Origin of the sequence: Paraglaciecola arctica (assembly GCF_018861065.1) — a bacterium.
In the GTDB taxonomy this organism is placed as follows: domain Bacteria; phylum Pseudomonadota; class Gammaproteobacteria; order Enterobacterales; family Alteromonadaceae; genus Paraglaciecola; species Paraglaciecola arctica_B.
In genome coordinates this window covers 307,952-334,013 of sequence record NZ_JAHKQO010000036.1, presented here as the reverse complement: position 1 = coordinate 334,013, position 26,062 = coordinate 307,952, and the positions used below count along the sequence as shown (strand labels likewise).

Genomic DNA, 26,062 nt, shown 5'->3' with positions numbered 1-26,062 from the left:
CCTTAAGTTACAGATTGAGCGCCCGAGCATTAGGTGTCAATGGACTGAAAATTCAAGTAACTGCTGTGCAGGTAAAGCTTTACTGTAGTAATAGCCTTGTACAAAATTACATTTAAGCGCTTTTAACATTTTTAATTGCTCCTCAGTTTCAACACCTTCGGCAACAACTGTGAGTCCTAAACTGTGCGACATAGCAATGGTCGCTTTGACTAAATCACTATCAGCCTTGTTATCAGCGATACCTTGAATAAAACTGCGATCTATTTTCAGTTCGTCAAAAGGATACTGCCGTAAATAACTGATAGATGAATAGCCAGTACCAAAATCATCCATTGCTAACTTTATGCCTAAATTGTTGATTTCAACTAAGGCTTCTTGGATATAAGACTGCGCCCTCATCAATACCCCTTCGGTTATTTCTAAATCTAAACTTTCGGGGCGAACATTTGCGGTAACAAGTGCTTGTTTAATAAAGCTAATAAATTGTTTGTCTCTAAATTGTCGAGGAGACAAGTTGACTGAAATTGTATAGTTTTGCTGATGGCTAGTTTGCCAAGTGTTTAAAAAACTCAGCGCCTGTTCGATAACATATTTGCCAATTGGCACAATGAGTCCAGTGTGCTCCGCAATTGGAATAAACTCATCTGGGGTGATATTTCCGAGTACTGAATTATGCCACCGCAGTAACGCTTCAGCACCAATGACTGTTTTGCTTTTAGTATCCAATTGCGGTTGGTAATGAATTTCAAATTCGTTACGCTCAAGTGCGCCACGCATTTGTTCTTCAATTTCAAGACGGCGCTGCATGATTAAATTCATTTCAGTGGTAAAAAATGAAAAAGTGTTTCTTCCTAATGCTTTAGCTTGATACATAGCGGTATCAGCATTGCGTAATATGTCGGAAGCACTGTTACCATTTTCTGGGTACATAGCAATACCGATACTGGTTGTGAGTATTAATTCTCTACCGTCAATTTTAAAGGGATCTCTAAAGGTATTCAGTAAATTTTCTGCTACGGCAAGGGCACTATTTTCCGCGTTGAGACCTCGTAACAAAACAATAAACTCATCTCCTCCTAAACGACCCACAGTATCTTCTTTACGTAACACTTTCTGCAATCTTGCGGCAGCTTTGATCAGCAGTTTATCTCCGACTTCATGACCTAGGGTGTCGTTAACTTTCTTAAAATCATCAATATCTAGAAAAAACACTGCGGCTTGTTGATTGTTTCTTTCTGCTTCAATCAACATTTGTGACAAACGCTCTAGGGCTAAAAACCGATTGGGAAGTGAGGTTAGGGTGTCGAAGTAAGCTTGATGACGGATTACCTCGGCAGATTGATATTGTTCGGTAATATCTCGAATAATTGCAACTACTTGATTATACTGAGGTAAGTGATTGATTCTTGCTTCAAAATAAACCGACCCGTGGGGTAAATCGAGCGAGTACTCAAAGGTTATGATCCCTTTTTGTTGCGATAATTTTACGATATTGGTTCTAAATTTATCCGCGACTTCTTCTGGTAATAAGTGAGCGATATTTTGACCAATTAATTGGCTGGGAGGTACGTAAAGGTTTTTAGGATTACTGGCATGGTAATCGAGGATCTTGCCACTTTCATCCATCAAAAAATATAAATCAGGAATCGCCTCAAATATAGTTTCAAGCATGTTGTCTTTAAGTAAAGCATGGGCTTGAGCTTGTCTAACATCTGTTAAGTCCACATCAATACAATACATTTGTTTAGTATTATATTGATTGGTAAACATCACATGACTTGAAAAAACAGTTACATCTTCATTAGTTTTATTACGTAAGGTAATTTCACCTGCAGGAATTTCTACTCCGTTTTTTATCCAGTCGCTATGTGCAGCGATGACGTGGTGCTGTATCGGTTTAGGGATAATCAGGTCTTCTATTTTTTGCCCCGTTGCCTCTTCTTTACTATAGCCATAGAGTAATTCACTCGCTTTGTTCCAATAGATGACACGTCTTTGTTCATCGTATCCTTGCACAGAAATAGCAGAAACTGCATCAAACAACTGGTGAAGTGGGTCATTGATAACATACTGGTGGGTCAACATACTTTGAACTTTGTTTGATTTCATAGGCGAGTTCCAAATATTCCATGTCTTTTGGTAATCAATAATAGGCCTAATTAACGAGATTGGCTGTATTATAAGAACTAGGCCTCAGTTCCTAATATATCCTTTTTGTGTAACTTTGCATTTTTTTGATTTGAATTTTCTAGTTGAGCGATAGCCAATTTTTGCCATGAACTACTTCATGGCGTTGCAACTATCTACAAAAATGGCAGGTTTTAGAATCGACCAACAGGACTTAATCTTAGTCAATCTTCTACTTTTAACCTGCCATTTTGCCCTTTAAAAAGTATGACTAAGCTGATTTACTTAGGGTAAATTTAGTATCCTCAGTTCGTAGTAAATACAGCGCTAAACATGCGGCCCACATTGGCCATGCTGCAAAAAACAGTAAGTTATTAAAAGGGTCTAAATATTGCCCCATTGCAGAAAGAGTAGAACCACCGTGAAGTAAAAAGATCAGTCCGTATGTGAGACGTTTTTGTAATCCGGCTAAAAACGCAAGGATCAATATAAGTTGTAGTGCCCCTAAAGCGTAAGCAATGGATTCGCCTAAGCCAGAAATCGCATAGAATTTTTCAAAAATTTTAATGCTGTGTCCAGGATTAAAAAATTTGTCTAATGTCCATACAAACATCACTATAAACACGCCGAGTCTTAAGGCCAATAAAGACCACTGTAATCTACCTCGAACTTCACTCGGTATCGCTTCACTCATCTTAAATCCTCATTTTTTATTAGTTGTTGTCTAGTAAATTAGACTGGTTAACTGAGACTTGATGATTTGTGACCATGTCGAAAATTAATCACAACGGAGAAATGAAATTTCGATTTGTACATGGCCTATCATCACGCAATGTAACAGACCGCCAAACTAGAAATTGATTTCAGCATAATATTGATCAAGGGTTATCTCTATGATTACAAAGATATTTGTGAGCAGAATGAAAGCAGAAAGTACCGATTAAAAGGAAGACCTAAGAAAATCGAAAAACAAGAGTTTATTCAAACTACAGTATGTGGCTAGGTAAAATAACTTTTCTGTAATGGGATATAGCAAGCAAAGTTTACTTTTGACATGGCCCACACATTCCGGGATTGTTTTCGCATAGACTATCGAATGCTTGAGTTGTTTGAAGATCTACATTACGACTAATTATCCGTTTTAAATGGTCTCGTAACCATATCAACCCTTGGTCGCTGTCTTGTCGTTTGTGCCATATAGCAGAGACTTGTTGAGGCATTAATTCTATTGGTGGCTTAGTGGCTGCAATATCTCCAGCGATTATCTCTTCGGCGACCGCGGAAATGGGGATAACACATATTAGATCACTGCGTTTTATCAAACTAGCAACGGAAGAAAAATGATTAACAGTGACGGCGACTCTTCTAGACAAACCGTGTTGTAGTAATACTTGATCGGTATATCCGGTTATATCTCCGGATAGTGACACCAACAAATGGTCGGCCGCTGCAAACTCTTCAACACTGAGATCTGCTTTTGCTAATGGATGGTCATTATTCATAATGCAAACAAAAATAGGTGAAAACAAATACTCAGCTCTAAATGTGTTTGATATGACGCCAGTAGCACCTATTACCATGTCGACTTCTGCATCCTCTAACACTTGTTCTGCATTAACTATGGTGTAGGGAACTGCATGGATATTGACACCTGGTGCTTCTTTTTCAAAAATGCATCGCAACTCTGCCCATGCCATATCAACTACTATATCGTTCACAGCCACTCGGAATGTACGTTTTGCCGTTGCCGGGTCAAAACTTTTAGGATCAACAGCCTCCGAGAGAGAGCTAAGGGGGTCACGAACTTGATTCCATAAATTCTGGGCGTGTAAAGTGGGTTGAATATTGCGCCCGTCCTTAACAAATAACTCATCTTTCCATGCCACACGCATCCTGCTAACCGCATTCGAAACCGCTGGTTGTGTCATGGATAATCGATTAGCGGCCCGAGTAATCGAACGCTCGGTCATGATGGCGTCAAACACCATTAATAGGTTTAGCTCTTGTGGGCGCATAAGTTGTCCTAATGAAAATAATCACATAATAATACATCACATAAAAAAATGTGTCACATATAAATATATAATTATATTTATATTAAAACGAGGTCCATAATTACACCATTCCCGTAAACTAGTTAAATAAGTAACACTCATGAATACAAAATTTTCAAAAATGATAAGTCACGCCAGTCGCACTGGATTGCTTTTTTTAGCAACGGTGTTTGCTAGCGTAAGTCTCGCTGAGACAGTTAACCCTCAGGTATTATTAGAAAAAGTCACTAATACAACATTTGAACGAATTGAGTCAGAGCAAGCAAGCATTCAATCCAACCCTGATCAGCTACGAGCGATTATAGAGCAAGAACTAATGCCTCATATCGATCATAAATTCGCAGCGTTTAAAGTGTTAGGCAGCCAATTTAGATCAGTACCTAAAGACAGAATTCCTGAATACGTCGAAGAGTTTAGACAATATTTAGTGTCAAACTTTGCCGTCGCGTTATCGAGTTATGGTGGCCAACAACTGGTGTTTGAGCCTGTTAAAAACACTGAAGACAAAAATGACATGACGGTTAAAGCGATTATAAGGAAGGCAGGCAATCCCGACATTCACGTTAACTTCAAGCTGCGTAAAAACAAAAAAACGCAGGAATGGAAAACCTACGATTTAGTTGCTGAAGGGATCAGTTTGTTATCAAGCAAACGTAATGAATTTGCATCTATAATTCGCCAACAAGGCATTGACGCAGTGATTGATGTAATGAAAAGCAAAAATAACCAACCTTTGAATATTGCCTCAAATATTCACTAATTGGTTTTATTTAAAGGGGTTGTCTTGCTTTTTTTGATACATTCAACTCGTGTCACTGTGCAAGTCATTGTTGCTATTAACGCGGAGTAGTTCACTACCCGCGTTTTTTAATCTCAAAATATTCATTGAGTAGTTTTCAATGAAACATACCGTTAATTAGCACTGGCATTCAGTGTGGTTTAATCGGTTAGTTTTATCTATATATCTTCCTCTTTAGCACGTTCTGTTATTAGCGCATTATACTTTAGTTCTAATTTTAGCCTTTACTCTTGTTTTATTACCCAAATCCAATACAGTCCTTTTCATTAGTTTGCTAAACGTTTTTACCTTGTAAATTAAATTGTATATGGATAGAGAAATTAGAGTCTTAAGGAGCGTTGCCTAATGCGCAGCTTGAAGTGAATTTATGATAGATGTTCAGGGTAAAATCCAGCGCAGGGATCATGAATTACGCGCGGCCATAGATAGGCTAAAACAAAATTCAATGCTACATTTTGATGCGAAGCAATTATTGGTAGAAATGTTGCGTGAAGTGGGGGATTTAACTCAATCAAGTTTTACCACAGTGCTAAAACAAAGCTTGATGGATAATGAGCAACCACGACATATCTGCGTTGCAGCACAGAAACAAAGTTCGGATGGTCAATGGACCGGTTTGGAAGTAAATGGTTTACTGCATCTCGAGCAAAGTAGTAAGCCTTTCTTTGATGTATTACTCCAATGTAGAGCTCTCGTCTTAGGTCGTCCTAGTTTACGCAGCCTCAATAAATTTAACAGTCATTGGCCAAATATTGAACGGGCAATGCTTATTCCTTTGAGTGTGGATAAAAATAACCAGTATTTAATCTGTATCTGCAATTCTGATAAAAGTTACCAAACAAAAGAAATGCAAAGGCTTTGGCCGTTAATTATTCATGTTTCTACTCAGTTGAAATTGGTGGTTAGTCATACAAATAAGCCGGTGGTGCAATCAAAAAATGACGAGTCAACTGATAATCCAATCGCGCAAGAAGATAATGTGTGGCGCAAAATATTTTATCGATTAGAGAGGATCAACCCATTAGCGATGATAACGCTGAATTCGGATAGGTTAATTTGTCGTGTAAATGAAGCTACCGAAAATTTATTGTCAATCAACGGATCAGAGCTGTTACAAAAGCCAATTGACAATTATTTACTTAACCATGCCATCATTCTGCAATCATTAAAAAATACTAGCGCCACCAATGTAGCCAGTCGCATACGCAAAGGTATGGGAGATATACTTGATATACAGTTAAACCTTGTTCACTACGAAGAACAAGGTCTCCAATATGATTTGCTATTGATAGAAAAAGTTGAGTCTCGTTCTGTTAATCAAAATGCGGTCGCACTGGCTTTGGAACGTTTTCAAGTATTAGCATCGATGTTACCAATGGGGATTTTACAAACAGATGCCGATTGGCAAACAGAGTATGTTAACCAACGTTGGTTAGAAATTATTGATTGTAACGTTGGTGATGTGTATGGATTAGATTGGATGCAATTGTTTCATCCCGAAGAAGCAGAAGACCTGTTAATCCAATTGCATGAGAGTATTACTGCGGGGCATGAGTTTATCCGCGAGTGTCAAATGAAATTTCAGCAAACCTACAAATGGGTTATGTTGCATGCCACACCAATTGTTGATCACAAAGGGGAAGGGAAAGGTCTAATCGCCACTGTGAGTGATTTTACTAAGCAACATGAAGCTGAGCAGCAACTGCGAGATATGGCTGAAAAAGACCCTCTTACGGGCTTATCAAACAGAGCGAGTTTCTTCGACCGTCTTGATCATGCGCTACAAAGAGTTGAACGCCATGGCTCTTTGGCACTTCTGGCGTTAGATCTAGACGGGTTTAAACATATCAATGACACTTTAGGTCATGATGTGGGCGATTTTATACTGACTGAAGTGGCCAACAGGCTACGAAATAGCGTGCGTAGAGAAGATACCGTTTGTCGTGTCGGTGGTGATGAGTTTTTGATCATAATTGAAGGTTTGGAAGATGCCTCTATTGTGGCATATTTGGCTGAGAAAATACTTAATACGCTAAGGGAACCCTGTCAATTAGGCTCAAAAGAAATTTTTATTTCTACTAGCATTGGCATCAGTTTTTCGGTATCTGGGCGTAACACCAACAGCAAAAATTTATTGAAGCAAGCGGATCTCGCGTTATACCGAGCAAAAGATTCTGGACGCAATAATTATCAGTACTATTCCCCAGAACTTGAGCAAGTGTCTAGGAAAAAGCTGGAACTGACCAACGATTTGCACCGAGCACTCGCTCGACAGGAGTTTGAAGTTTTTTATCAAGCCCAATTGGACATTGACTCCAATAAAATCAGAGGCTTTGAGGCGCTGCTACGTTGGAACCATCCAACAAATGGCCTTATATCTCCGACTGAGTTTATACCTCTTTTGGAAGAATCAGGATTGATTTCAACTGTCAGCCTTTGGATGTGTCAGCAAAGTTTTAATCAATTGAGAGAATGGATAATAGGTGGCTTACTGGACGAAAATGCGGTGGTCTCTGTGAATATTAGTCCTAGACAATTTTATGATGAACATTTAGTAAAACAGTTGCACGATGCCATTATCAATGCCAACTTGAGTTGCGCTAATGTGGTGGTTGAAATAACAGAAACCTTATTACTTAAAGAACACAACCTCACTATTAGTCACCTCAATCATTTGCATAAGCTGGGCATAAAAATAGCGTTAGATGACTTTGGTACAGGTTTTTCATCATTAAGTTATTTGAAAAAATTTCCTATCGATATCATCAAAATCGACAGGAGTTTCATTAAGGATATTACCACTGATGAAAATGACTCATTGATTACCAAAGCGGTAATTAGGTTAGGCGAATCTCTTGGTTTAACTGTACTGGCTGAAGGGGTGGATACTAGCCAGATATTGGCATTATTGAAAAGTTGGCATTGTGCCAAATATCAAGGTTTTCTTATTAACCAACCACTTCCAGCCAATAAAGTAAAAGCGCTGTGTAATCAGCATTCCAATTTAATCAATGAATTACAAAACAATTAGTCGGTACATAAATGCGGTAAATAATGCTACCGGAATGGTGCAAGAAATAATTCTACTGAATTAGGTAGATTGAAGGATAATATGTCGAATACTAATAGCACAGAGAATGAATCGAGTAGCAATAAAACTAAGCCTTTATTTTACGTTGCAGTAGGGGCGTCTGCTGGTGGTTTAGAGGCGTTAAACGAGTTTGTTTCGGTATTGCCCAAGCATGCCCCCATGGCTTATATGATTGTGCAACATTTATCACCTGATTTTGACAGCCTGATGGATCAGTTATTACAGCGTCGCACCGATCTAAAAATATGCACAGCGACTGATGGTTTAGAAATAGAAGCCAATACAATTTATCTAATGCCACCTAGAACCAATATGTTGATGGCAGAAGGAAAATTAATATTAGTCGATCAAGTACCCCATCAAGGTAGCAACTTCCCCATCGATGTTTTTTTTCGTTCAGTTGCCGCCGCTGCCCAACATCGCAGTGTAGCGGTTATCTTGTCTGGTACCGGAAGCGATGGTAGTCGGGGTATTAAAGATGTGAAAGAAGCGGGGGGCCTCACTGTTGTACAAGATCCTGAAGAAGCTCAGTTTGATGGCATGCCAAATTGCGCCATTCAAACACAGTTAATCGACGCCGTTATGTTAGCTGCTGAAATTCCCGATTATTTAGTTAAGGTATTAGATTTAGAGAGAAAACCTAAAAAAATTGGTGACCCTATAATCAGTCAATTTAGTGACGGAATATTGTCCAAAATATATACCCACTTGTTTGAGCAACATGATATCGATTTTAGTTTGTACAAGCCCAATACAGTCAAACGTCGTATTGAGCGACGCATGAGAATTCATGATATTGAGGACTTGCAAGAATACGCAGATATGCTGGTTGAGCATCCGCAAGAGGCGAAAACGCTAACTAAAGAAATGCTCATAGGAGTTACTCATTTTTTTAGGGATGTTGAAGCATTTGATTGTTTGCAACATCATGTCATTCCCAAAATATTTGATAAAACACCGAGCAATGAAACGATCCGAGTGTGGACTGCCGGCTGTTCTAGTGGTGAAGAAGCATTTTCTATTGCTATGTTATTTGATGAAGAACGTCAACGTCGAAATAGCGCTCATGAAATTAAAATTTTTGCTTCCGATGTAGATGCTAACGCCATTAAAGAAGCAAGCTCAGGTGTTTTTTCAATTAATATTGCCACCGATGTTAATGCAGAAAGACTAGATCGATATTTTGTTCGAAGCAAAGCAGGATTCACCGTATCTTCAAAGTTGCGTAATCTTGTTGTTTTCGCTAATCATAATTTACTTAAAGATCCTCCGTTTTCTAATTGCCAATTAGTGGTCTGTCGTAATTTAATGATTTATTTTCAGGCCAAAGCACAACAAAATGTGTTGGCTATGATGCAATTTTCTCTGCGCAAAGATGGCTATTTATTCTTAGGTAGCTCTGAAACCTTGGGGGATTTTCAAAAGAATTTCAAACCGATTAACGAACGTTATCGTATTTACCAAAAAGACCAAATTATCCATAGAGTGAATGATTTGTTTACGTTGCCAGCGAATAGAAATGTTAAAGAACGTAAAAGTTCGCCAAGTATTGAACGAATTCTAAATCATTATCAGCAGCCAAAAGAAATTAACCATATGTCGGCTTTGGAGGCATTGATTAATGACTTTATTCCAGCCAGCGTCATAATGAGCGAACAATTAGAAGTTATTCATTTATACGGAGATTTACAGCCTTTTACTAAGCCAATTCAACAAGGGAGATTTAGTGCCAAAATAGGTGACTATTTGTTAGAAGGTTTAGCAATGGCTGTGACTACGGCCATACATAAAGTAGTCAAGCTAAAAGAAGCTGTGCGTTTTAAAGACATACAATATCAATCACTAGATGGCACAGATGCAATAGTTGATATCGTTGCTTTATACGTCCCAAGTACTAAAAACAGTAATACCTATGTTGCCATTGGTTTTAGTCCTTCCAAAGTTGAGACCCCAGTAAAACATGTCAGTGTTCCTTACGATGGACTGGTAGAGCCACAGCAGCGAATTGATGATTTAGAAGAAGCACTTCGTCATAACCAATATCATTTAAGTGCCACCATTGAAGAACTGGAAACTACCAACGAAGAGTTGCAAAGTACAAACGAAGAATTGATGGCTTCAAATGAAGAATTGCAAAGTACTAATGAGGAACTGCAATCAGTTAACGAAGAATTGTATAGTGTGAATAGCGAGTATCAAGAACAAATCGAAGAGACCACTAAAGTCAATTTAGACATCGAAAATATCATTAAGTCAGCTGATATAGGCTTCATCTTTCTAGACGATGCCATGGTGATACGTCGATTCTCACCGATAGCTAAGCAGCATATTAATTTGATCGAATCTGATATTGGACGGCCCTTTCACCATATTTCCCATAGCTTAAAATATGAAGGTTTGTTAAAAGAAATTTCAACGGTTATTAACGACGAAATTACGGTTGAGAAGGAAGTGGAAACACAAGACAACACACAGATGTTAGTTAAATTGTCGCCTTATTTAGATAAGTCAAATACCGCTCAAGGCTGCGTCATTTCGTTAACTGATATTAATCAAACCCAACTATTAAAAACAAAATTGGCCAGTAGTTATGTTGAACTTAAAGCGATGATGGCAGTAAACTTTACCTTAAATAAGGATCTTGTTGATGTACTAATCGTTGATGACAATGACGTCGATTTGATGGCGATACGCGCCGCCCTAACTACATTAAATGCTGACGATAAGAAATATCAAATACATAATGTTGGCAGTTTTTCTGAAGGAAAAGATTTTATTCGGCAGAACAATGTAGATTTATGTTTGGTTGATTACAAACTGGGGGGACATTCTGGACTAGAGTTGGTGAAAGAGTGCAACGACCAACCCATCAAACCGGCATTTATTTTACTTTCTGGTGAGGTGAGTGACGAACTGACAAACAGCGCGATTGATTTGGGGATTTATGATGTGATTGATAAGAAAGATATTACCTCAGCATTATTAGACCGCAGCATAAAATATTCTCTTAGGCATAGAAAAACTGAAATATATCTCAATAGTTTAGGTTGACGTTCACGCCACTAGTGCTTTTAAGTTTTGCGGGCTAGATAAAAGTTAGAGAAAAACAACTTCCTTTTCCTAGCTCGCTGGTAACTGACACCTCACCATTATGGTTATTCATTATGCGTTGTACAACACTTAAGCCTAATCCTGATCCTGGATATTCTGATTCGCTGTGTAAGCGATGAAATGGTTTGAAAATACTCTCAACAAAACTATTTTCGATACCGATGCCGTTATCACAAATATTTATTTGATGACGCACTTCATTTTTACCAGCACTTGATTGTTTTATTTCTAGGGCTGTTACCGTGACAATTGGACTTGTATTGCAGTATTTAAGCGCATTTTGTAGGATATTTTGCAGCAGTATATATATTTGCGCGCGGTTACCTTGAATAGTGGGTAACTTTTCGAATGTTATAGACGCATTGTTATACAAGTCGCTGGTTAATAGTAACCTGAGTTCAAACATTATAAGGTTGAGATCGACTTGTTCACTGATTGTAGATACTTGTTCAACTTGCAGATAGTTATTTAAACCATCTACTAGGTGCGTCATAGCAAGTAATCGATGTTCTATTTTGTCGAACATCGATAGGTCTTCGCCGAGCAAAACTTGGCGTTGTGATAACTGCTCCTTCAGGATTGTATTCAAATAGTCCAAATTACGCAGTGGAGCTTTAAAATCATGGGATAGGCTTCGGCAAAAAGCCTGCTGATTAGCGGCGTTATCTATCAGTTGTACCTGATGGCGTTTACGTTCAATGGCATATAGAGTCATTCGCTGCAATAGTGTTTTTTGCAAGCTATCTTTAGGTAAGTAGTCTTGTACTCCGTCTTTGACCAATTGTCGGCCAATTTCTTCGTCTTGCAAAGAGGTAAGAACAATTATCGGAATCGATGACTCTAAGTCTCTTAACACCTTGGTGGTAGCGTCGATATCAGAATCTGGGAAACTGAGGTCAATTAAAGCGATATCAAAAGTACCACTTTGCAGTGCAGCTACACCATCGGCAAGTGTGTTGTATGTTGATATGTTGCAGTTTGTTGTAAAAGCACTATGACAACATTCTTCGATTAATTCGATATGGTCTGGATTGTCCTCAATTAGCAGTATCTTCATGCTTTAGGTAGTTCGCTGATATCAGCCCAAAAGCGATTCACATCACATATTTTTTGTGCAAATTCAGTGAAATCAAAAGGTTTGACTATGTAGCTATTTGCACCATTTTTGTAACTTTGTTCAATATCTAAAGCGTTTTCAGAGGTGCTCACCATCATCACTGGTATATGTTTAAATGTGACATTCTGTTTAATTAATTGCAGTGCCTCTAAACCATCCATGATCGGCATTTTTATGTCTAACAATATCAAGTTTGGCAACAGGTGTTTTTCAATATTTTGTCGTTGCAGCGTTTCAAGGTGTGCAATAAGTTGCTCGCCATTACTAAAACGGTTTATTGTATTTTCGGGGTTGTAGACTTCTAATGCCTCAACAATCATTTCAGCATGATCGTCATTGTCTTCAGCCACTAATATCTTTAACGGTTTCATCTATCATCCTTTATTGATTTAGTTGGGGAATGCACAACGTAAAGGTGCTACCTTGTCCTTTTGCGGATTTTAGTTCTACCCATCCTTGGTGTTTTTCCATGATAGTTTTTACAATCGCTAGTCCTACGCCACTACCATTACCTACATCGAGTCGTTCGAATATTTTGAAAATTTTATCATGATGTTTCGGGTCAATACCCATGCCGTTGTCCGCTATCTCAATACACAGTAAATCGTCTTTTTGAAAACAGTTTATTTTAATAATAGGAGGTGTGTTTACTACAGCATAATTGATTGCGTTAGAAAATAAGTTTTGAAGGCATTGTACTAACAGTTGTGAATTAACTTGTATCTGTTGGTCGCCATTTGTAATTTCAAAGCTGGCTTTGGAATCTACTATAGATTGATTTAACGATTGTTGGGCTTTTTCGATACAAGTTTTTAATTGGCATGTATCAGTCTTTAATTTTTGCTTAACAATACGAGCTAAATCAAGCAGTTCCCCCAATAATTTTGCCATATGATCTACGTTGATTCTTATACGATCTAATCGATGCTTATTTTTTTCATCAAGTTTGTCACCTGCTGAATCTAGAATTCGATCGGCAAACCCGCCTATGGTGACGAGTGGCGACTTAAGATCATGGGAAACGGTATACACAAACGCCTGCATTTCATCATTACGTGATTCTAGTTTTTTATTGCTGTCCAGTAGAGACTGCCTAAGTAGGCTCGCATCAGTGACATCACGAAATATCGCGGACACCGATGCAACAGTCGAACTACCCATATAGACTGGTGCAAAGGCGATAGACATGACCCGAGTTGTTTGGTGATTTGAACTAAGGTGTACTTCTAACGATTCCGAACTGTGCTGACTAAATATGGTGGAGATCTGCTGTTTAATTGCAGTCAGTGCTTGCGGATGCTGAACAAGTTGGTCGATATTTGCATTTTCCATTGTGTCCTCACTCACCGAAAAGAAGGTTAAAGCTGCGTGATTCCATGAATGTATTTTGCCGTGTGTATCTAAACTGATAATTACATCATTTGAGCCTTGAAAAATAGCTTCAAATTCAGCCTGCACTTTCAAGCGCAAAAATGTAGCGTGGCTGTAAAGGCGGTAAAGCGTCAGTAACACTAGCGCTAATAGTATTAGGCCGACGTTAAACACAACTGATGTGCCATAACGTTGGCGTATTTGTTGGTTCATTTGTTGATGATTTATAGCGGTAATAACGGTTAAAGGTGGTACATGTGATGTGACTGTCATATTGACAAGGTGTTGACTGATATTAAAAACCGTGTTCGTTGCTTTAAATTTTATAGTATGGCTTTTGGCGTTGTCCACTTGGGACGAAACAATAGCTTGAGTATCGTCATGCCAATTACTGGTATCACCATATTCAAATGAAAAAGACTGTTGTTTGTTGGGACTAATTAAGTATTGGCCTTGATTGTTTAACAGAAATAATTCTAAGAATGTATCAGTGTGCTGAGTGAGTTTATCCAGCAGTAATTGCGCATTAAAGTTAATTATTACTAAACCAAAAAATTGTTGTTGGGCATCAAAAACGGGCTGTGCAATACGATAAGTGGGCCAGGGGGGTTGTTCTATTTCTCCGTATTCTCGGTTGAGCGAAATTTCGGATATATACAATTGATCTGCTGGCAGTGACTGTACGTTCTGGAAATAGTCACGTTGATTTTTTTGTTGAAGTTTATCATCTGGTACCACTTCAATTTTATCGCCATGTCTATGGACTCGGACTAATTCTCGACCATTGTTTGCTTTACCTATAAAGCGAATTTGTACAATGTCAGGGGTGTTTTTTACATAGGCCAAAAAAATAGTTTTTAATCGTTTAACCCATAAAGCGTATTCAATGCCCTCAATTGGATCGATATCTTTATGTTGTAGCGCTCGCACTATGCCGTCTACAGGTGGAGTCGCGTAGATAAAGCGCGTATGGCGAATACTGCTAAGTAAGGTTTGTTCTATGGTTGCGCCTTTAAGCTTTGATTGCAACGCTAATGAGGTGTTGGTTTCATTTTCAACTTGCTTGGAAACAACAAGATAACTATACCAAAGGGTGCCTAATCCTAATGTTAAAATAAGCAGACATCCAACAATATAACCTAATTTACTTAAGTGAAATCTATTCATAAAATACTTAGTAATGACAACTATTTAGTACAATCCATGTTTGAAAAAATAGCCAGTTCCCATCACTATAAACTAACATCTCTGTTCTATTAACCCAAACTTAATAAATCTAGCGTAATTTACGGGAAGGTGTCTAGATCGCGGGAAAAGCAATTATCTAAGGTGCAATGACAATCCTAGCTCGAAGGCTTAAAAACGATCCAAAATACAGTTTGCTTCGTATACATTCTTGAGGTTTAGAAACTTTGACAGGACAAGGAGTTGGTATTAGTGATTAATCCTTGTAATTCAGGCGTATTAGTTGCCCTCTTTTGGTAAACTTAATCGGCAGATGGCAACAACGGTGTACTTCAAACGGTACTAAAAACTAACAGGTCAGCAGTATTACAATTAACGACCTATCATTGGACTAGCCTCCCCAGAATGAATTTAGTTTTGCGGTCGGCAGAACGGCTTCATCGGTTCGACTGACAAAATAAGATTTTAATTGGTATATGAAAAATATAATAAAAACAAAAATAAAAAGTTTGATATTTAGTAGAACCCAATATTACCCGTGGATAGTATTGGTTGTTGGTACTCTGTGCTCGGTACTCATGTATTTATCGGGGTTAGCTAAAGAAAGAAATGCCACCTTAGATACCTATCAACACCGAGCAAAAATATTTGCAAAAGATATTGAATCGGAATTTAATCGTTCTTTCTTACAAGTGTCTTCTGTGACAAATCTTTTCGCTTCTTCCAATTGGGTCAATTCCGTAGAGTTTTCTGAGTTTGTAACGCGAGTTTTCCAAGAGTTTCCAGAAGGTAGGCGAATATCCACCATATTTCGAATACCTGAAGATAAAATCAACAACATCATAACTAAATTCAGAGAGGATCCAGCTCCGCGATATAGCGAATTTGATATTTTTGATTATTCGGCTGCAAACCAGTTGTCTCAGGCAACGCCAGTAGATGGGCATTATTCAATTTTGAGTTACACCTATCCTGAGTTTAAAGGCGAAAACTTTATTGGCAGAAATCTAGTACCAAAATCGCCTGTGGGTCCGCTAATCTATCCTGTAATGGAAAATCAACAACCTGTAATTTCGAACTTTGCTAAACCAATACCAGGTATTATTGCCGAGCCATTTATTCTTTATATACATCCCATTTTAACCAAAAAAACACAAGACGTAGACACAGTAAAAACCACTGGTTTAATTGTATCCAGTCAATATATTTCAACTTTGTTTAGGAAAATTATCACTGACACACAAGTCGATAATTTTAGCTTTTTGTTGAAAGATCAACGTAATAAATTCTATCGTTACCCGCAGAATCATTTGCGAGACTCGGTGGGTATCAGTCTTTCCACAATCAGTTTCACTTTTCCTATTCAATTAATAAACAATCGTTTTGAACTCACCATTTCCCCACTTGACCAAAACCTAGAAAATCCAGACAGTTTGTTACTCCCACTTTTTGTTGCCGGGCTTTTACTAACCTTGGCGTTAACCTTTATCACTTATTCGTTATTGTCGATTCATAGCAATTTGACTAAAGAGGTGACTCGTAAAACGTTTGAATTGGTCAAACAAAAAAATCAGTTGATAAGTAAAAACAAACAGCTAGCTAAAGCAGTGCAAGAAGCGAAGGTATCTGAAAACGCTAAATCTGAATTTTTGGCAAATATGAGTCATGAGATACGCACTCCCTTAAATGGAGTGATTGGTTTAGCCGGATTATTAAAACAAACTAAGTTGGATAACCAGCAGCGGGAATATTTAGGAAAACTAACCTTTTCTGGTAAACATCTGTTAACGGTAATCAACGATATTCTAAATTTCTCCAAGATTGACTCTGGCAATATCACCTTAGAGCAAAAAGCGTTTTCTATTTATAGTGTGATAGATAATCTTAAAGTGTCTTTTGATGAACAAGCTAAAGCTAGTGGGATTAGCTTTAATATCAGGGTTGACGGTGAGTTTTATCCGGATTTAATGGGTGACGTTTTTCGAATCAATCAAGTATTAATTAATCTATGCGGTAACGCCTTCAAGTTTACAGAATCGGGTGAGGTAGAAGTTGTTATTTCAATGGTAAAGGAAGGAGGTTCCGAACGAGAAGTTGAGGTGCAGTTTAAAGTAACTGATACTGGTGTGGGCATGGAAGACACTGATCTCAAAAATTTATTTAGCAAATTTAGCCAAGCCGATACTTCTACTACCCGTAAATATGGAGGCACAGGTTTAGGTCTGGCCATCAGTCAAAAGCTTTGTCATACCATGGGTGGTGATATTAAGGTGACCAGTCGTAAAGATGTGGGCAGTACTTTTACTGCTTCCATGCATTTGCGCTTGAATAAAAATGTACTGACGACTATTGGCAAACAAGATTATATCCCAGGTAATGTTGATATTCTTATTGTTGATGACAATCCTATTGCCTTAGAAGTGCTGTCTGATTTTTTCATTAAAATTGGAGTAAGGCCTATTGCTGTGCTCACTGCTGAGGAAGGGTTACTAGCCTTACAAAATAAAAACTATGATATAAAAGTTCTAGTGACAGACTGGACTATGCCAATTATGGACGGCGCTAGTTTTCTAAAAGCAGTAAAAAAGCTAGAGTTACTCGCACCACCTAAAATTATCATTATTTCGGCATACGAAACCTCAATAATTGAAAACTCCAAAGCACAGCTAAATGTAGATTATGTATTGAGTAAACCTTGCCCCTCTGACAAATTGTACGAGACTATCCAGTTATGTATTCAACAACCACAGGTGTTAAAACCGGCTGTCCAGCAAGATGTCAATTTAACAAATGTGCAGGTGTTGGTCGTTGAAGATAATGAAATCAATCAAGTGGTTATCAGTCATTTACTGGAAGAAAAAGGGGCTAAGGTCACTATTGCACACCATGGTAAAGAAGCCGTTGATTTACTAAATCAACCCAATGACTTCCACATCATATTGATGGACATTCATATGCCTGAAATGGACGGAATACAGGCAACCAAAATTATTCGGGCTCACGATAATCCAAAAATTTCACAACTTCCTATCATTGCTTTATCAGCCAACGTACTTGAAAAAGATGTAACCAGTTACTTAGCAGTTGGAATGAACGCCCATAGTGGCAAACCAGTCGATATTGACGCTTTGTTGGCAACTATGGCGCCCTTTATTGATTAGTTGTGGCTTCAGCCTCTTTTTCAGAAAGGGGCGCGGCGAAGGTTTTTTCACTTATAGCGAGCAATTCTTGCAGTGCATCTTTCATATGTTGCGCTAACTCGTGTATATCTGGCATCAATTTTTGACAAGAAATTAAACCAAAGTCGAGCCAACCGTTGTAACTCTGCAAAGTGATGTTCAATCCCATTCCATGATACGGAATGGAAACTGGGTAGGTACTAATTTGTTTCGCACCTGCAAAATATAGCGTTATGTTTGGACCAGGCACATTGGATATTAGAACGTTAGCAAAAGGTGGTACAGCATTGACAACTCGTGTTCTTGTCAGTGTTGAAGCGAGACTGCTCATTAACCAAGGCGCACCAATTGATGGGAAATCCGTTGGCATGATAGCCTTTACATCAGACATCAGTGACTTAGTATGATTTGATGAGGCTTTGATTGCCTGAAGCCTCTCAAGCGGATCTTCAATATTAGTGGCTAGGCTCATACGCGCTATCGAAACTTGGTTACTCAACTCGGTATTGCCTTCGGGTCTGACACTGACCGGAATTGCGGCTAATAAAGGTTCAATTGGAACAAAAACCTCGTCCGCAAAATAACGCAACATGCCTTCTCCCGAAATAGACATAACGACATCGTTTAAGCTAACACCGTTGAGTTTAGCGACTTTCTTAACGTCGGCGTAAGGAATGGAAAAACGCGCGAAACTACGTTGATTGGTAATAGTTGCATTAAGTGGGGTTTTTGGAGCAAACCAGTTTAAACGTTCACTGCTATCTCCATCTGGGGCTTTTGCAGGTTTCAACATATCAAAAGCTTTAAGAGTTAGCTTAGGTAGATTTTTGGTTAACTTGATAGATTGACTAACATTGTGCATAACTCCTGACGCAGTGAGCTCGGCAATGCCATAGTGGTCGCCGCGAATCGATTCTCTGCGGCGTTTGCGTTTATTCGCGGCACGAGGTACCGCTGACACGTCCATTATGGCTTCCATTAACACTTGGCCTCCCATACCATCGAGTGCGGCATGGTGCATTTTGGAATAGAGACCCACATAACGAGTGCCCTTAGGTAATTCTTCAGGCACGGGCAAACCATCAAGAATATGCATTTCCCACAAAGGTCGACTGCGATCTAAGAGGCTAGAGTGTAATCGAGCCACTAGTTTATCCACGTTAACCCGTGTTGCTGGTGGCGGAACTATCACGTGACGAATGTGGTAATCAATATCAATAGACTCATCCATCACCCAAATTGGATTGGCGATATCAAATGGCATATTGATTAGTTTTCGTTGAAAAATAGGGGCCATGTGCATTCTGTTTTGAATATGATTACGCACATCATCCATAAAATCACCCGTATACTCTGGAGGTAATTCCATAATGCTTAGGCCGCCAATATGCATCGGGGTTTCTGGTGATTCCAAGTGTAAAAAGGCTGCATCTAAGCCGCTGAGGTGATCCATTGCATTTCCTTAAAGAAGTTAAAAACTCGATTATCGCAACTTAACTTCACCATAACCTATTTTTGTCTGGCTGCATAAAAGATAATTTTATACAGAGGTTAATTATTTTTATCTGGGTAATATTGATTTTTAATTTTATCTGGGTATTATTGTCCGGTAAGTTATGTAATTAGGTTGTGTAAAGAATAGGAAAATGCAATGAACAATCAATATTTGGCTATTTATGATAAAGCGGTGGTGGCTCGAGGTACCCTTGAAGAAATTGTAAAACAAGTAAAAATAGTGGGTAACAATCTCGAACCCATAGTGTTCGAAGAAAAAAGCTGTAAGAGAATCGACTTCAGTTGGCATGGTGACGCTCAAACTGTGCTCGCCAATATGACTACTGACAATTCCACTAGCCAAAAGCGTGGACGCCCAAAGCTGGGTGTTAAGGCTAAAGAAGTCACTTTATTGCCGCGTCACTGGGAATGGCTATCTACTCAAAAAGGAGGGGCTTCGGCGGCGATACGGCGCTTGGTTGATGAGGCCCAAAAGAATCCATCAACTGAAGACTTAATCTGTGCTAAACAACAGCAATTGGATAAGTTTACTCTGGCCTTTTTAGGGGATGAACCGGGTTTTGAAGAAGCAAGTAGAGCGTTATATCGCAATAGTAAGGTGAGCTTTGAGGCGGCGATTGAATCTTGGCCGGCTGACATTAAAGATTTTGTCATGGCTAAATTTATGGAAATATCAGATTTACACAGTGGTGTGACTTCCTCATGACAGCTGCCTCCGAAACTAATGCGTATTTGAGTGCGCCTTTACCTTTAGTGTTTTTGAAAACGGCTGCACCTATTATTCTCATTATGTTGGTTAATGGTTCGTTTTCGCTGGTGGATGCCTACTTTCTTGGGGTGTTTGTGGGGGCAGATGCATTAACCGCGGTCACCTCAATGTTCCCTGCATTTATTATGATTGTTGCTATGTCTACTTTAGTCTCAAACGGCTTCGCTAGTTTGATGGCTAGGCAACTAGGGGCAGGCGATCGCTCTGAATCGGTGCAAACCTTTTCGCAGGCAATTACTTTGTCTTTAGTGGTGTGTTTGTTATTGATCGTGATGTTTGTGCTGGGAGGACACGCATTAGTGGCGTCGGTCAGTAATGGTTCAAGCCTGATTGCGCAAATGAGCTACAGCTATATTTCCATTTTGGTGTTTTTTTCTCCTTTGGTTTTTATATTGGCAATAAATAGCGACAGCCTACGTTGTGAAGGTAACGTGTCTTTCATGGCGTTTATTTCTCTTTTATCGGTAGTTCTAAACGGGATTTTTAACTATCTGCTGATTGTGAATTTAAATTGGGGAGTGCAAGGCTCGGCATACGGCACAGTATTGGCGCAAGGCAGTTCGTTGTTGATTATTTTTGTGTATCGTAAATACAGCAACAGTGATCTTGGGCTTCAGGTACTACGTTTTTCTAAATCGCGGAGGCACTGGTTAAGCTTTTTGTCATTGGGGGCGCCCTCGAGTTTAAACTATATTGGTCTCGCTTTGTCCTCAGGTGCCATCTTGTATAACTTACAAACTTGGGACGCCGCAAATTACAACACTACTGTTGGCGCTTATGGCATTGTCACTCGATTGATGACCTTTATCTATTTGCCGTTGTTAGGTTTGAGTATGGCGTTTCAGGCTATTGTGGGTAACAACTTTGGAGCCAACGCATTAGGTCGAGTCAACGAGAGCATTAAAATTGCTTTGGGTAGTTCTTTTATATACTGCATTACATTTCAGCTTATTGCCTTTGTGTTTAAGGAAGAATTAGGTGCATTGTTTGTGAGTGACCAAAGGGTCATTAACGAAGTAGAGCGCATTTTACCTTTTATAACGCTAGCGCTTTTTGTGGTTGGCCCGCAGATGATGGTAGGTATGTTTTTTCAAGCTATAGGTGATGCTAAGCGTGCGGGAGTTTTGGGTATTATGAAAACTTACGCGTTTTCTTTGCCATTGATTTTTATACTGCCGTTTTTCTTTGCCGAATGGGGAATTTGGTATGCCGCAGCAAGTACAGAATTTCTGGCCTTGTTATTAACCGTCTTAGTGTTAAGTCTCAGAAGCAAAAGCCACAATACTTGGTTGGGGTTGTTTTTCAAAGAAAGCCAACCGATTAATCTAAACCACTAAGCCTTATATTTATTGATGCACATTCTGTATGATTTGTTGAAAATATTATAACGCTTAAAATAAAAAGGGCGAAAAATGCCTACAGTAGGTTCCAATAAACCCAATGTATTAGTGGTTGATGACAGAGTTGACGTTCGCATTAGTGCGCGCTTCGTTCTTGAGGATAACCATTATCAAGTCACAGAAGCAGAAAGTCCTGCTATGGCAAAAGAGTTAATCAAACAACAGCAGATTGACTTAGTGCTACTCGATATGAATTATTCTCGCGATACTACATCGGGAGAGGAAGGGTTGGAGTTGTTGGCGTGGCTTAATAAGGCTGACTTGGGAATTCCTGCCGTCGCGATGACCGCTTGGTCTAATGTTGAGCTTGCGGTCAAAGCAATGCAATTGGGGGCGGGAGACTTTCTCGAAAAGCCTTGGAAAAACCAAAGGTTGTTACAAGTGGTCGCACAACAAATCAAAGTAAGTGGCCTCAAAAAACAAAATCAAAAGCTGCAACAACGACTTGATAATACCGAAATAGAAAAGGGTGATTACCAGTGGCGCTCTCCTTGTATGCATGAATTGATGCAACAAATTAGTAGTGTCGCGAGCGCCAATGTGGCGATATTGCTTACTGGTGATAACGGTACCGGAAAAAGCCAGTTGGCCAGTTATATTCATCAACAATCTCAGGTGAGTAATGGGCCTTTTATTGCGGTAAACATGGGGGCTATTTCAGAGACACTATTTGAAAGTGAAATGTTCGGGCATACCAAAGGAGCGTTTACTGATGCGAAGTCTAACCGCATTGGTCGTTTCGAGTTAGCCAAAAATGGCACATTATTTCTAGATGAAATTGCCAATATTCCTCTGACCCAACAGTCAAAGTTACTCAGGGTATTGGAAACCGGTGAATATGAAGTGTTAGGTGCCAGTCAAACTCAGTTCACGTCAATTCGTTTGATTAGTGCGACCAACGGCAATTTTAAAGAGTTAATAGACAACGAGTTATTTCGTGAAGATTTATTCTATCGAATCAACACTATTGAATTTAGGGTGCCATCACTTAAAGAGCGAACGTTAGATATTGCGCCTTTGTCTGAATATTTCATAAAGCTGTACTGTAAAAAGTACGCTAAACCCAATATCACACTTAGCGACGACGCTAAGGCCGCGCTACAGGATTACCACTGGCCCGGAAATATACGTGAGCTCAGTCATTTGATGGAGCGTGCGGTATTGTTATGTCGAAATGAGCGGTTGACTGTAAGAGATCTCAATCTTAAACCGAGTCAAGAAGAGGCATCAGCAGATAGCCAATTACCTATGATGACCTTAGAAGACGCCGAAAAACAACTTATTTCCCAAGCACTAAACCTTGAAGATCAACATGTGCCTAAGGCCGCGAAGTTGCTGGGTTTAACAAAATCGTCACTGTACCGAAGATTGGAAAAATATGCCGATCTTCAAAAGTAAAAGTTTAAGTGCCTATATACTCTGGGTTTCGGGCTGTTTTTCAATACTGTTTATATTGGCACTTGCGTGGATTTTAGTTGCTGCAGATTGGCAGGCGTGGAATATCGGTTTGTCCTTAGTTGTTGCCTGTTTGTTTTTTTTGGTGGTGGTAATACGTTTTAAGAATAGAGTGATGTCGTCTTTTGAACGTGCCTTATTGCATATCGAAGCGGTAAAAGTCGAAGACTATAATCAGTATGCTAAATCCGAATTTAACGAAGGTGTCACCGCGCAATTACACAATGAGTTAACGCTACTAAGCGAACAAATGCAGACTCACAAATCACAGTATGATCAACATGCGTTACTCTTGTATCAATTGATTGACCAACTTGATACACCTATGTTGGTGTTTAATCAAAAACAGAAACTGTCCTATGCCAATGCTGCGTTTTCGAGCCTATTTGGTCAGCCTTGGCAAATGTATCGTCTTGCTTCCCCTAAATTATTGGGCTTAACCTACACCGATAAAGGTTGGCGTTTGGCGGGTAAAGAACAGCAATGGCATGTGAGTCAAAGTGAGTTTATCGACAGCGGTGAACGTCATCAATTATTGGTATTTAGTAATATCGATTCTGCAATTCGCGCCAGCCAATTGAACGCATGGCAGCAAATTATTCGTGTTATGGGGCACGAAATTCGTAACTCTCTTACCCCAGTGTCGTCCTTAGCAGAAAGTCTAGGCAGTAAATCTAATTCACCTCGAGAGAAACAAGCTTTGGATGTAATTGCTGAGCGCTGCCACCATTTGCAAGACTTTGTGAGTCGTTACTCCTCGTTATCACAAAATCTCAATTTGGACTTACAGACCATTAACCTCGCTACCTTTGCTGAGCGTCTGCAAGGCTTGTTTTCGAAGCAAGATGTGACATTTGTATCTAAACCGCAATGGTTGTGGGCCGATCCTACTTTTATCGAACAGGTTTTTATTAACTTGCTTAAAAACGCGTTTGAAGCTGAAGCCACAAAAGTTACGATTAAAATAACCGAGAAAAACCAATACTCAATAATCAAAATTACTGATAACGGTCACGGTTTGGCCAACACAGACAATCTATTTGTCCCTTTGTTTACCACTAAACAGCAAGGGCAGGGTATCGGCCTGACTTTTTGCCGCAATATTATTGAACAACATGGTGGCAGCATAGAAATTAAAAATAATCCCTCGTCACAAAAAGGGATGACTGTCAGTATTCTCTTGCCAGTTGAGGTCAAACCAAAGCAATCCCCTATAGATTCAGCGAAGGCTTAACTAAGTTGATTTTAGGGACAAGGTCAGAGTCATTTTCAGAGCCATTTCGGAAATATGACTCATTCAGTTGCGTTTAGTGGTTGTTAATTTGAGTGTCCGCTAGATTAATGCATCGAACAAAAAATAGACATTTATTGAAGGGCAGGTACAGTAGTTAAGTTATAGTGATATCAAGCGTTACTTTGATAACTCCTACTCTACAATCAAGGACAGACCATGAAAACATTTTCTTGTTGTATTAAAACCAACCCATTCGCCTGTGGGGCCTTGTTAATTGCCTTATTCACGAATTTTTCGTTACTTGCCAATACCAAAGTATTACATATTGGCCGATTACTGGCAGAGCCAGGTCAAGCGACTAAATCTGAACAAACTGTAGTATTAAAAGATGACCTGATAACTCATATTGTGGATGGCTATCAAGACCCCGCAACCTACGGTCCAGATAGTGAATTGATTGATCTCAAAGAACGTTTTGTGATGCCTGGGTTAATGGATATGCATGTTCATTTGCAATTTGAATTGGGTCCAAAGAACGACAGTGACACCCTGAAGGTGTCTGATCAATTGGTACAGATGCGTTCAATCATGTTTGCGATGCGAACCTTAAAGGCGGGTTTTACCACCGTTAGAGATGTGGGCTCTATTCCTCAAGAAATGTATGCTTTGCGTGACGCAGTTAATAATGGCTGGATAGACGGGCCACGTATTATTGCCGCCGGTGGTGTAGGCATAACCGGTGGCCACGCTGATATTAGCGGAGTAAAGCCAGAATTAATGGAGTTTTATACCGGTTCAAGCATATGTGATGGACCTTTTGATTGTCGCCGTGCCGCTCGTCATGCCATTAAGTATGGTGCGGATCTAATCAAGATCACCTCAACTGGTGGCGTGTTGACTGATCGTGCTACAGGTACAGGGCAGCAAATGGAAATGGACGAACTAAAAGAAGTGGTTCTGGCTGCTAAACGTATGGGTCGCAAAGTGGCTAGCCATGCCCACCAAGAAGACGGCATCATTGCTGCACTTGAAGCGGGAGTAGACAGTATCGAACACGGTAGTTATGCGGGTGAAGCCGCGATTAAACTATTTAAGAAAACCGGCGCTTACTTAGTTCCCACTTTGCTTGCAGGACATACAGTGTTAGAAATGGCCGAAAACTCGGATTTTATGAGTGACGCTATAAAAGATAAAGCCCGAACTGTTGGCAAAGAAATGCAAGGTAATGTGGAGCGTGCCTACAAGGCGGGTGTCAAAATCGCTTTTGGCACTGATAGCGGTGTATCAAAGCATGGCATTAATGCTTATGAAGCCGTACTTATGGTTAAAGCGGGTATGAGCAATATGGATGTGATTAAATCAGCCACGGTCAATAGTGCTGATTTATTAGGTATGACCGAACAAATTGGTACCTTAGCGGTTGGTAAACAAGCTGACATTATTGCCACAGACGGTTCGCCTCTGGAAGACATTCAACAATTACTGGATGTAGATTTTGTGATGAAAGGTGGAAAAATCTTTGTTCACAAGTGAATGGCAACGAGTCACTTTTTAGATCTGCAATACGTACTCTGACCTCCTGTATCTTGAACTTTGAGTTTTAGATACAGGGCACATATAAGACGAGCTACTCAGATATTTACCTGCAACGCATA

The 26,062-nt window shown here is 39.4% G+C and carries 16 protein-coding genes; 9 read left to right on the top strand and 7 right to left on the bottom strand.

The genetic code is table 11. The features are described 5' to 3' along the window. Positions 1-36: 36 nt before the first annotated feature. The 3 genes from KO534_RS14720 to KO534_RS14710 all read right to left on the bottom strand — a co-directional run bounded on the left by KO534_RS14720 (position 37) and on the right by KO534_RS14710 (position 4,142). The gene (locus tag KO534_RS14720) at positions 37-2,109 is read right to left on the bottom strand and encodes a bifunctional diguanylate cyclase/phosphodiesterase (protein ID WP_215930424.1); all 2,073 of its coding nucleotides are present in this window, start codon (positions 2,107-2,109) and stop codon (positions 37-39) included. Positions 2,110-2,398: 289 nt separating this feature from the next. Beyond that, complete coding sequence (locus tag KO534_RS14715) at positions 2,399-2,821, bottom strand: hypothetical protein (protein WP_215930423.1); 423 nt, start codon at positions 2,819-2,821, stop codon at positions 2,399-2,401. 349 nt (positions 2,822-3,170) lie between these two features. Then, complete coding sequence (locus tag KO534_RS14710) at positions 3,171-4,142, bottom strand: LysR family transcriptional regulator (RefSeq protein ID WP_252732161.1); 972 nt, start codon at positions 4,140-4,142, stop codon at positions 3,171-3,173. Between the two features lie 139 nt (positions 4,143-4,281). On the opposite strand from KO534_RS14710, the gene KO534_RS14705 reads away from it, so the two are divergent. From KO534_RS14705 to KO534_RS14695, 3 genes are all read left to right on the top strand, one after another. Next, positions 4,282-4,941 carry an MlaC/ttg2D family ABC transporter substrate-binding protein gene (locus KO534_RS14705; protein ID WP_215930422.1) on the top strand — a complete coding sequence of 220 codons (660 nt, stop codon included), beginning with the start codon at positions 4,282-4,284 and terminating at the stop codon, positions 4,939-4,941. A gap of 406 nt (positions 4,942-5,347) precedes the next feature. Then, positions 5,348-8,011 (top strand): sensor domain-containing protein, encoded by a 2,664-nt coding sequence (locus KO534_RS23645; RefSeq protein ID WP_215930421.1) that lies wholly within the window; start codon positions 5,348-5,350, stop codon positions 8,009-8,011. 81 nt (positions 8,012-8,092) lie between these two features. Next, positions 8,093-11,122: a chemotaxis protein CheB gene (locus tag KO534_RS14695; protein WP_215930420.1), complete on the top strand. Its 3,030-nt coding sequence runs from the start codon at positions 8,093-8,095 to the stop codon at positions 11,120-11,122. A gap of 34 nt (positions 11,123-11,156) precedes the next feature. Here the strand turns inward: KO534_RS14695 and KO534_RS14690 are convergent, their stop codons facing one another. From KO534_RS14690 to KO534_RS14680, 3 genes are read right to left on the bottom strand one after another with little or no spacing between them, the layout of a single operon-like run. Continuing rightward, positions 11,157-12,239 (bottom strand): ATP-binding protein, encoded by a 1,083-nt coding sequence (locus tag KO534_RS14690; RefSeq protein ID WP_215930419.1) that lies wholly within the window; start codon positions 12,237-12,239, stop codon positions 11,157-11,159. After that, positions 12,236-12,670 (bottom strand): response regulator, encoded by a 435-nt coding sequence (locus KO534_RS14685; protein WP_215930418.1) that lies wholly within the window; start codon positions 12,668-12,670, stop codon positions 12,236-12,238. The genes KO534_RS14690 and KO534_RS14685 overlap by 4 nt, the downstream gene beginning before the upstream one ends. A gap of 10 nt (positions 12,671-12,680) precedes the next feature. Beyond that, on the bottom strand, positions 12,681-14,837 hold the full coding sequence (locus KO534_RS14680) for an ATP-binding protein (protein WP_215930417.1): 2,157 nt from the start codon (positions 14,835-14,837) through the stop codon (positions 12,681-12,683). A 494-nt stretch (positions 14,838-15,331) separates the two neighbouring features. On the opposite strand from KO534_RS14680, the gene KO534_RS14675 reads away from it, so the two are divergent. Further along, positions 15,332-18,016: a response regulator gene (locus KO534_RS14675; RefSeq protein ID WP_215930416.1), complete on the top strand. Its 2,685-nt coding sequence runs from the start codon at positions 15,332-15,334 to the stop codon at positions 18,014-18,016. Here KO534_RS14675 and KO534_RS14670 read toward each other — a convergent pair. Continuing rightward, entirely contained in the window at positions 18,006-19,487 is a 1,482-nt protein-coding gene (locus KO534_RS14670) for a WS/DGAT/MGAT family O-acyltransferase (RefSeq protein WP_215930415.1), read from the bottom strand. The two genes, KO534_RS14675 and KO534_RS14670, sit on opposite strands and share 11 nt — an antisense overlap. Positions 19,488-19,685: 198 nt before the next feature. Between KO534_RS14670 and KO534_RS14665 the strand changes: the two genes are divergently transcribed. The 5 genes from KO534_RS14665 to KO534_RS14645 all read left to right on the top strand — a co-directional run bounded on the left by KO534_RS14665 (position 19,686) and on the right by KO534_RS14645 (position 25,940). After that, on the top strand, positions 19,686-20,255 hold the full coding sequence (locus KO534_RS14665) for a DUF2239 family protein (RefSeq protein WP_215930414.1): 570 nt from the start codon (positions 19,686-19,688) through the stop codon (positions 20,253-20,255). Further along, positions 20,252-21,655 (top strand): MATE family efflux transporter, encoded by a 1,404-nt coding sequence (locus KO534_RS14660; RefSeq protein ID WP_215930413.1) that lies wholly within the window; start codon positions 20,252-20,254, stop codon positions 21,653-21,655. Before KO534_RS14665 ends, KO534_RS14660 begins: the two co-directional genes overlap by 4 nt. A 75-nt stretch (positions 21,656-21,730) precedes the next feature. Beyond that, positions 21,731-23,116 carry a sigma-54-dependent transcriptional regulator gene (locus tag KO534_RS14655; protein ID WP_215930412.1) on the top strand — a complete coding sequence of 462 codons (1,386 nt, stop codon included), beginning with the start codon at positions 21,731-21,733 and terminating at the stop codon, positions 23,114-23,116. Beyond that, positions 23,097-24,407 carry a sensor histidine kinase gene (locus KO534_RS14650; protein WP_215930411.1) on the top strand — a complete coding sequence of 437 codons (1,311 nt, stop codon included), beginning with the start codon at positions 23,097-23,099 and terminating at the stop codon, positions 24,405-24,407. Before KO534_RS14655 ends, KO534_RS14650 begins: the two co-directional genes overlap by 20 nt. 216 nt (positions 24,408-24,623) lie before the next feature. After that, positions 24,624-25,940 carry a metal-dependent hydrolase family protein gene (locus KO534_RS14645; RefSeq protein WP_215930410.1) on the top strand — a complete coding sequence of 439 codons (1,317 nt, stop codon included), beginning with the start codon at positions 24,624-24,626 and terminating at the stop codon, positions 25,938-25,940. Positions 25,941-26,062 lie beyond the last annotated feature (122 nt).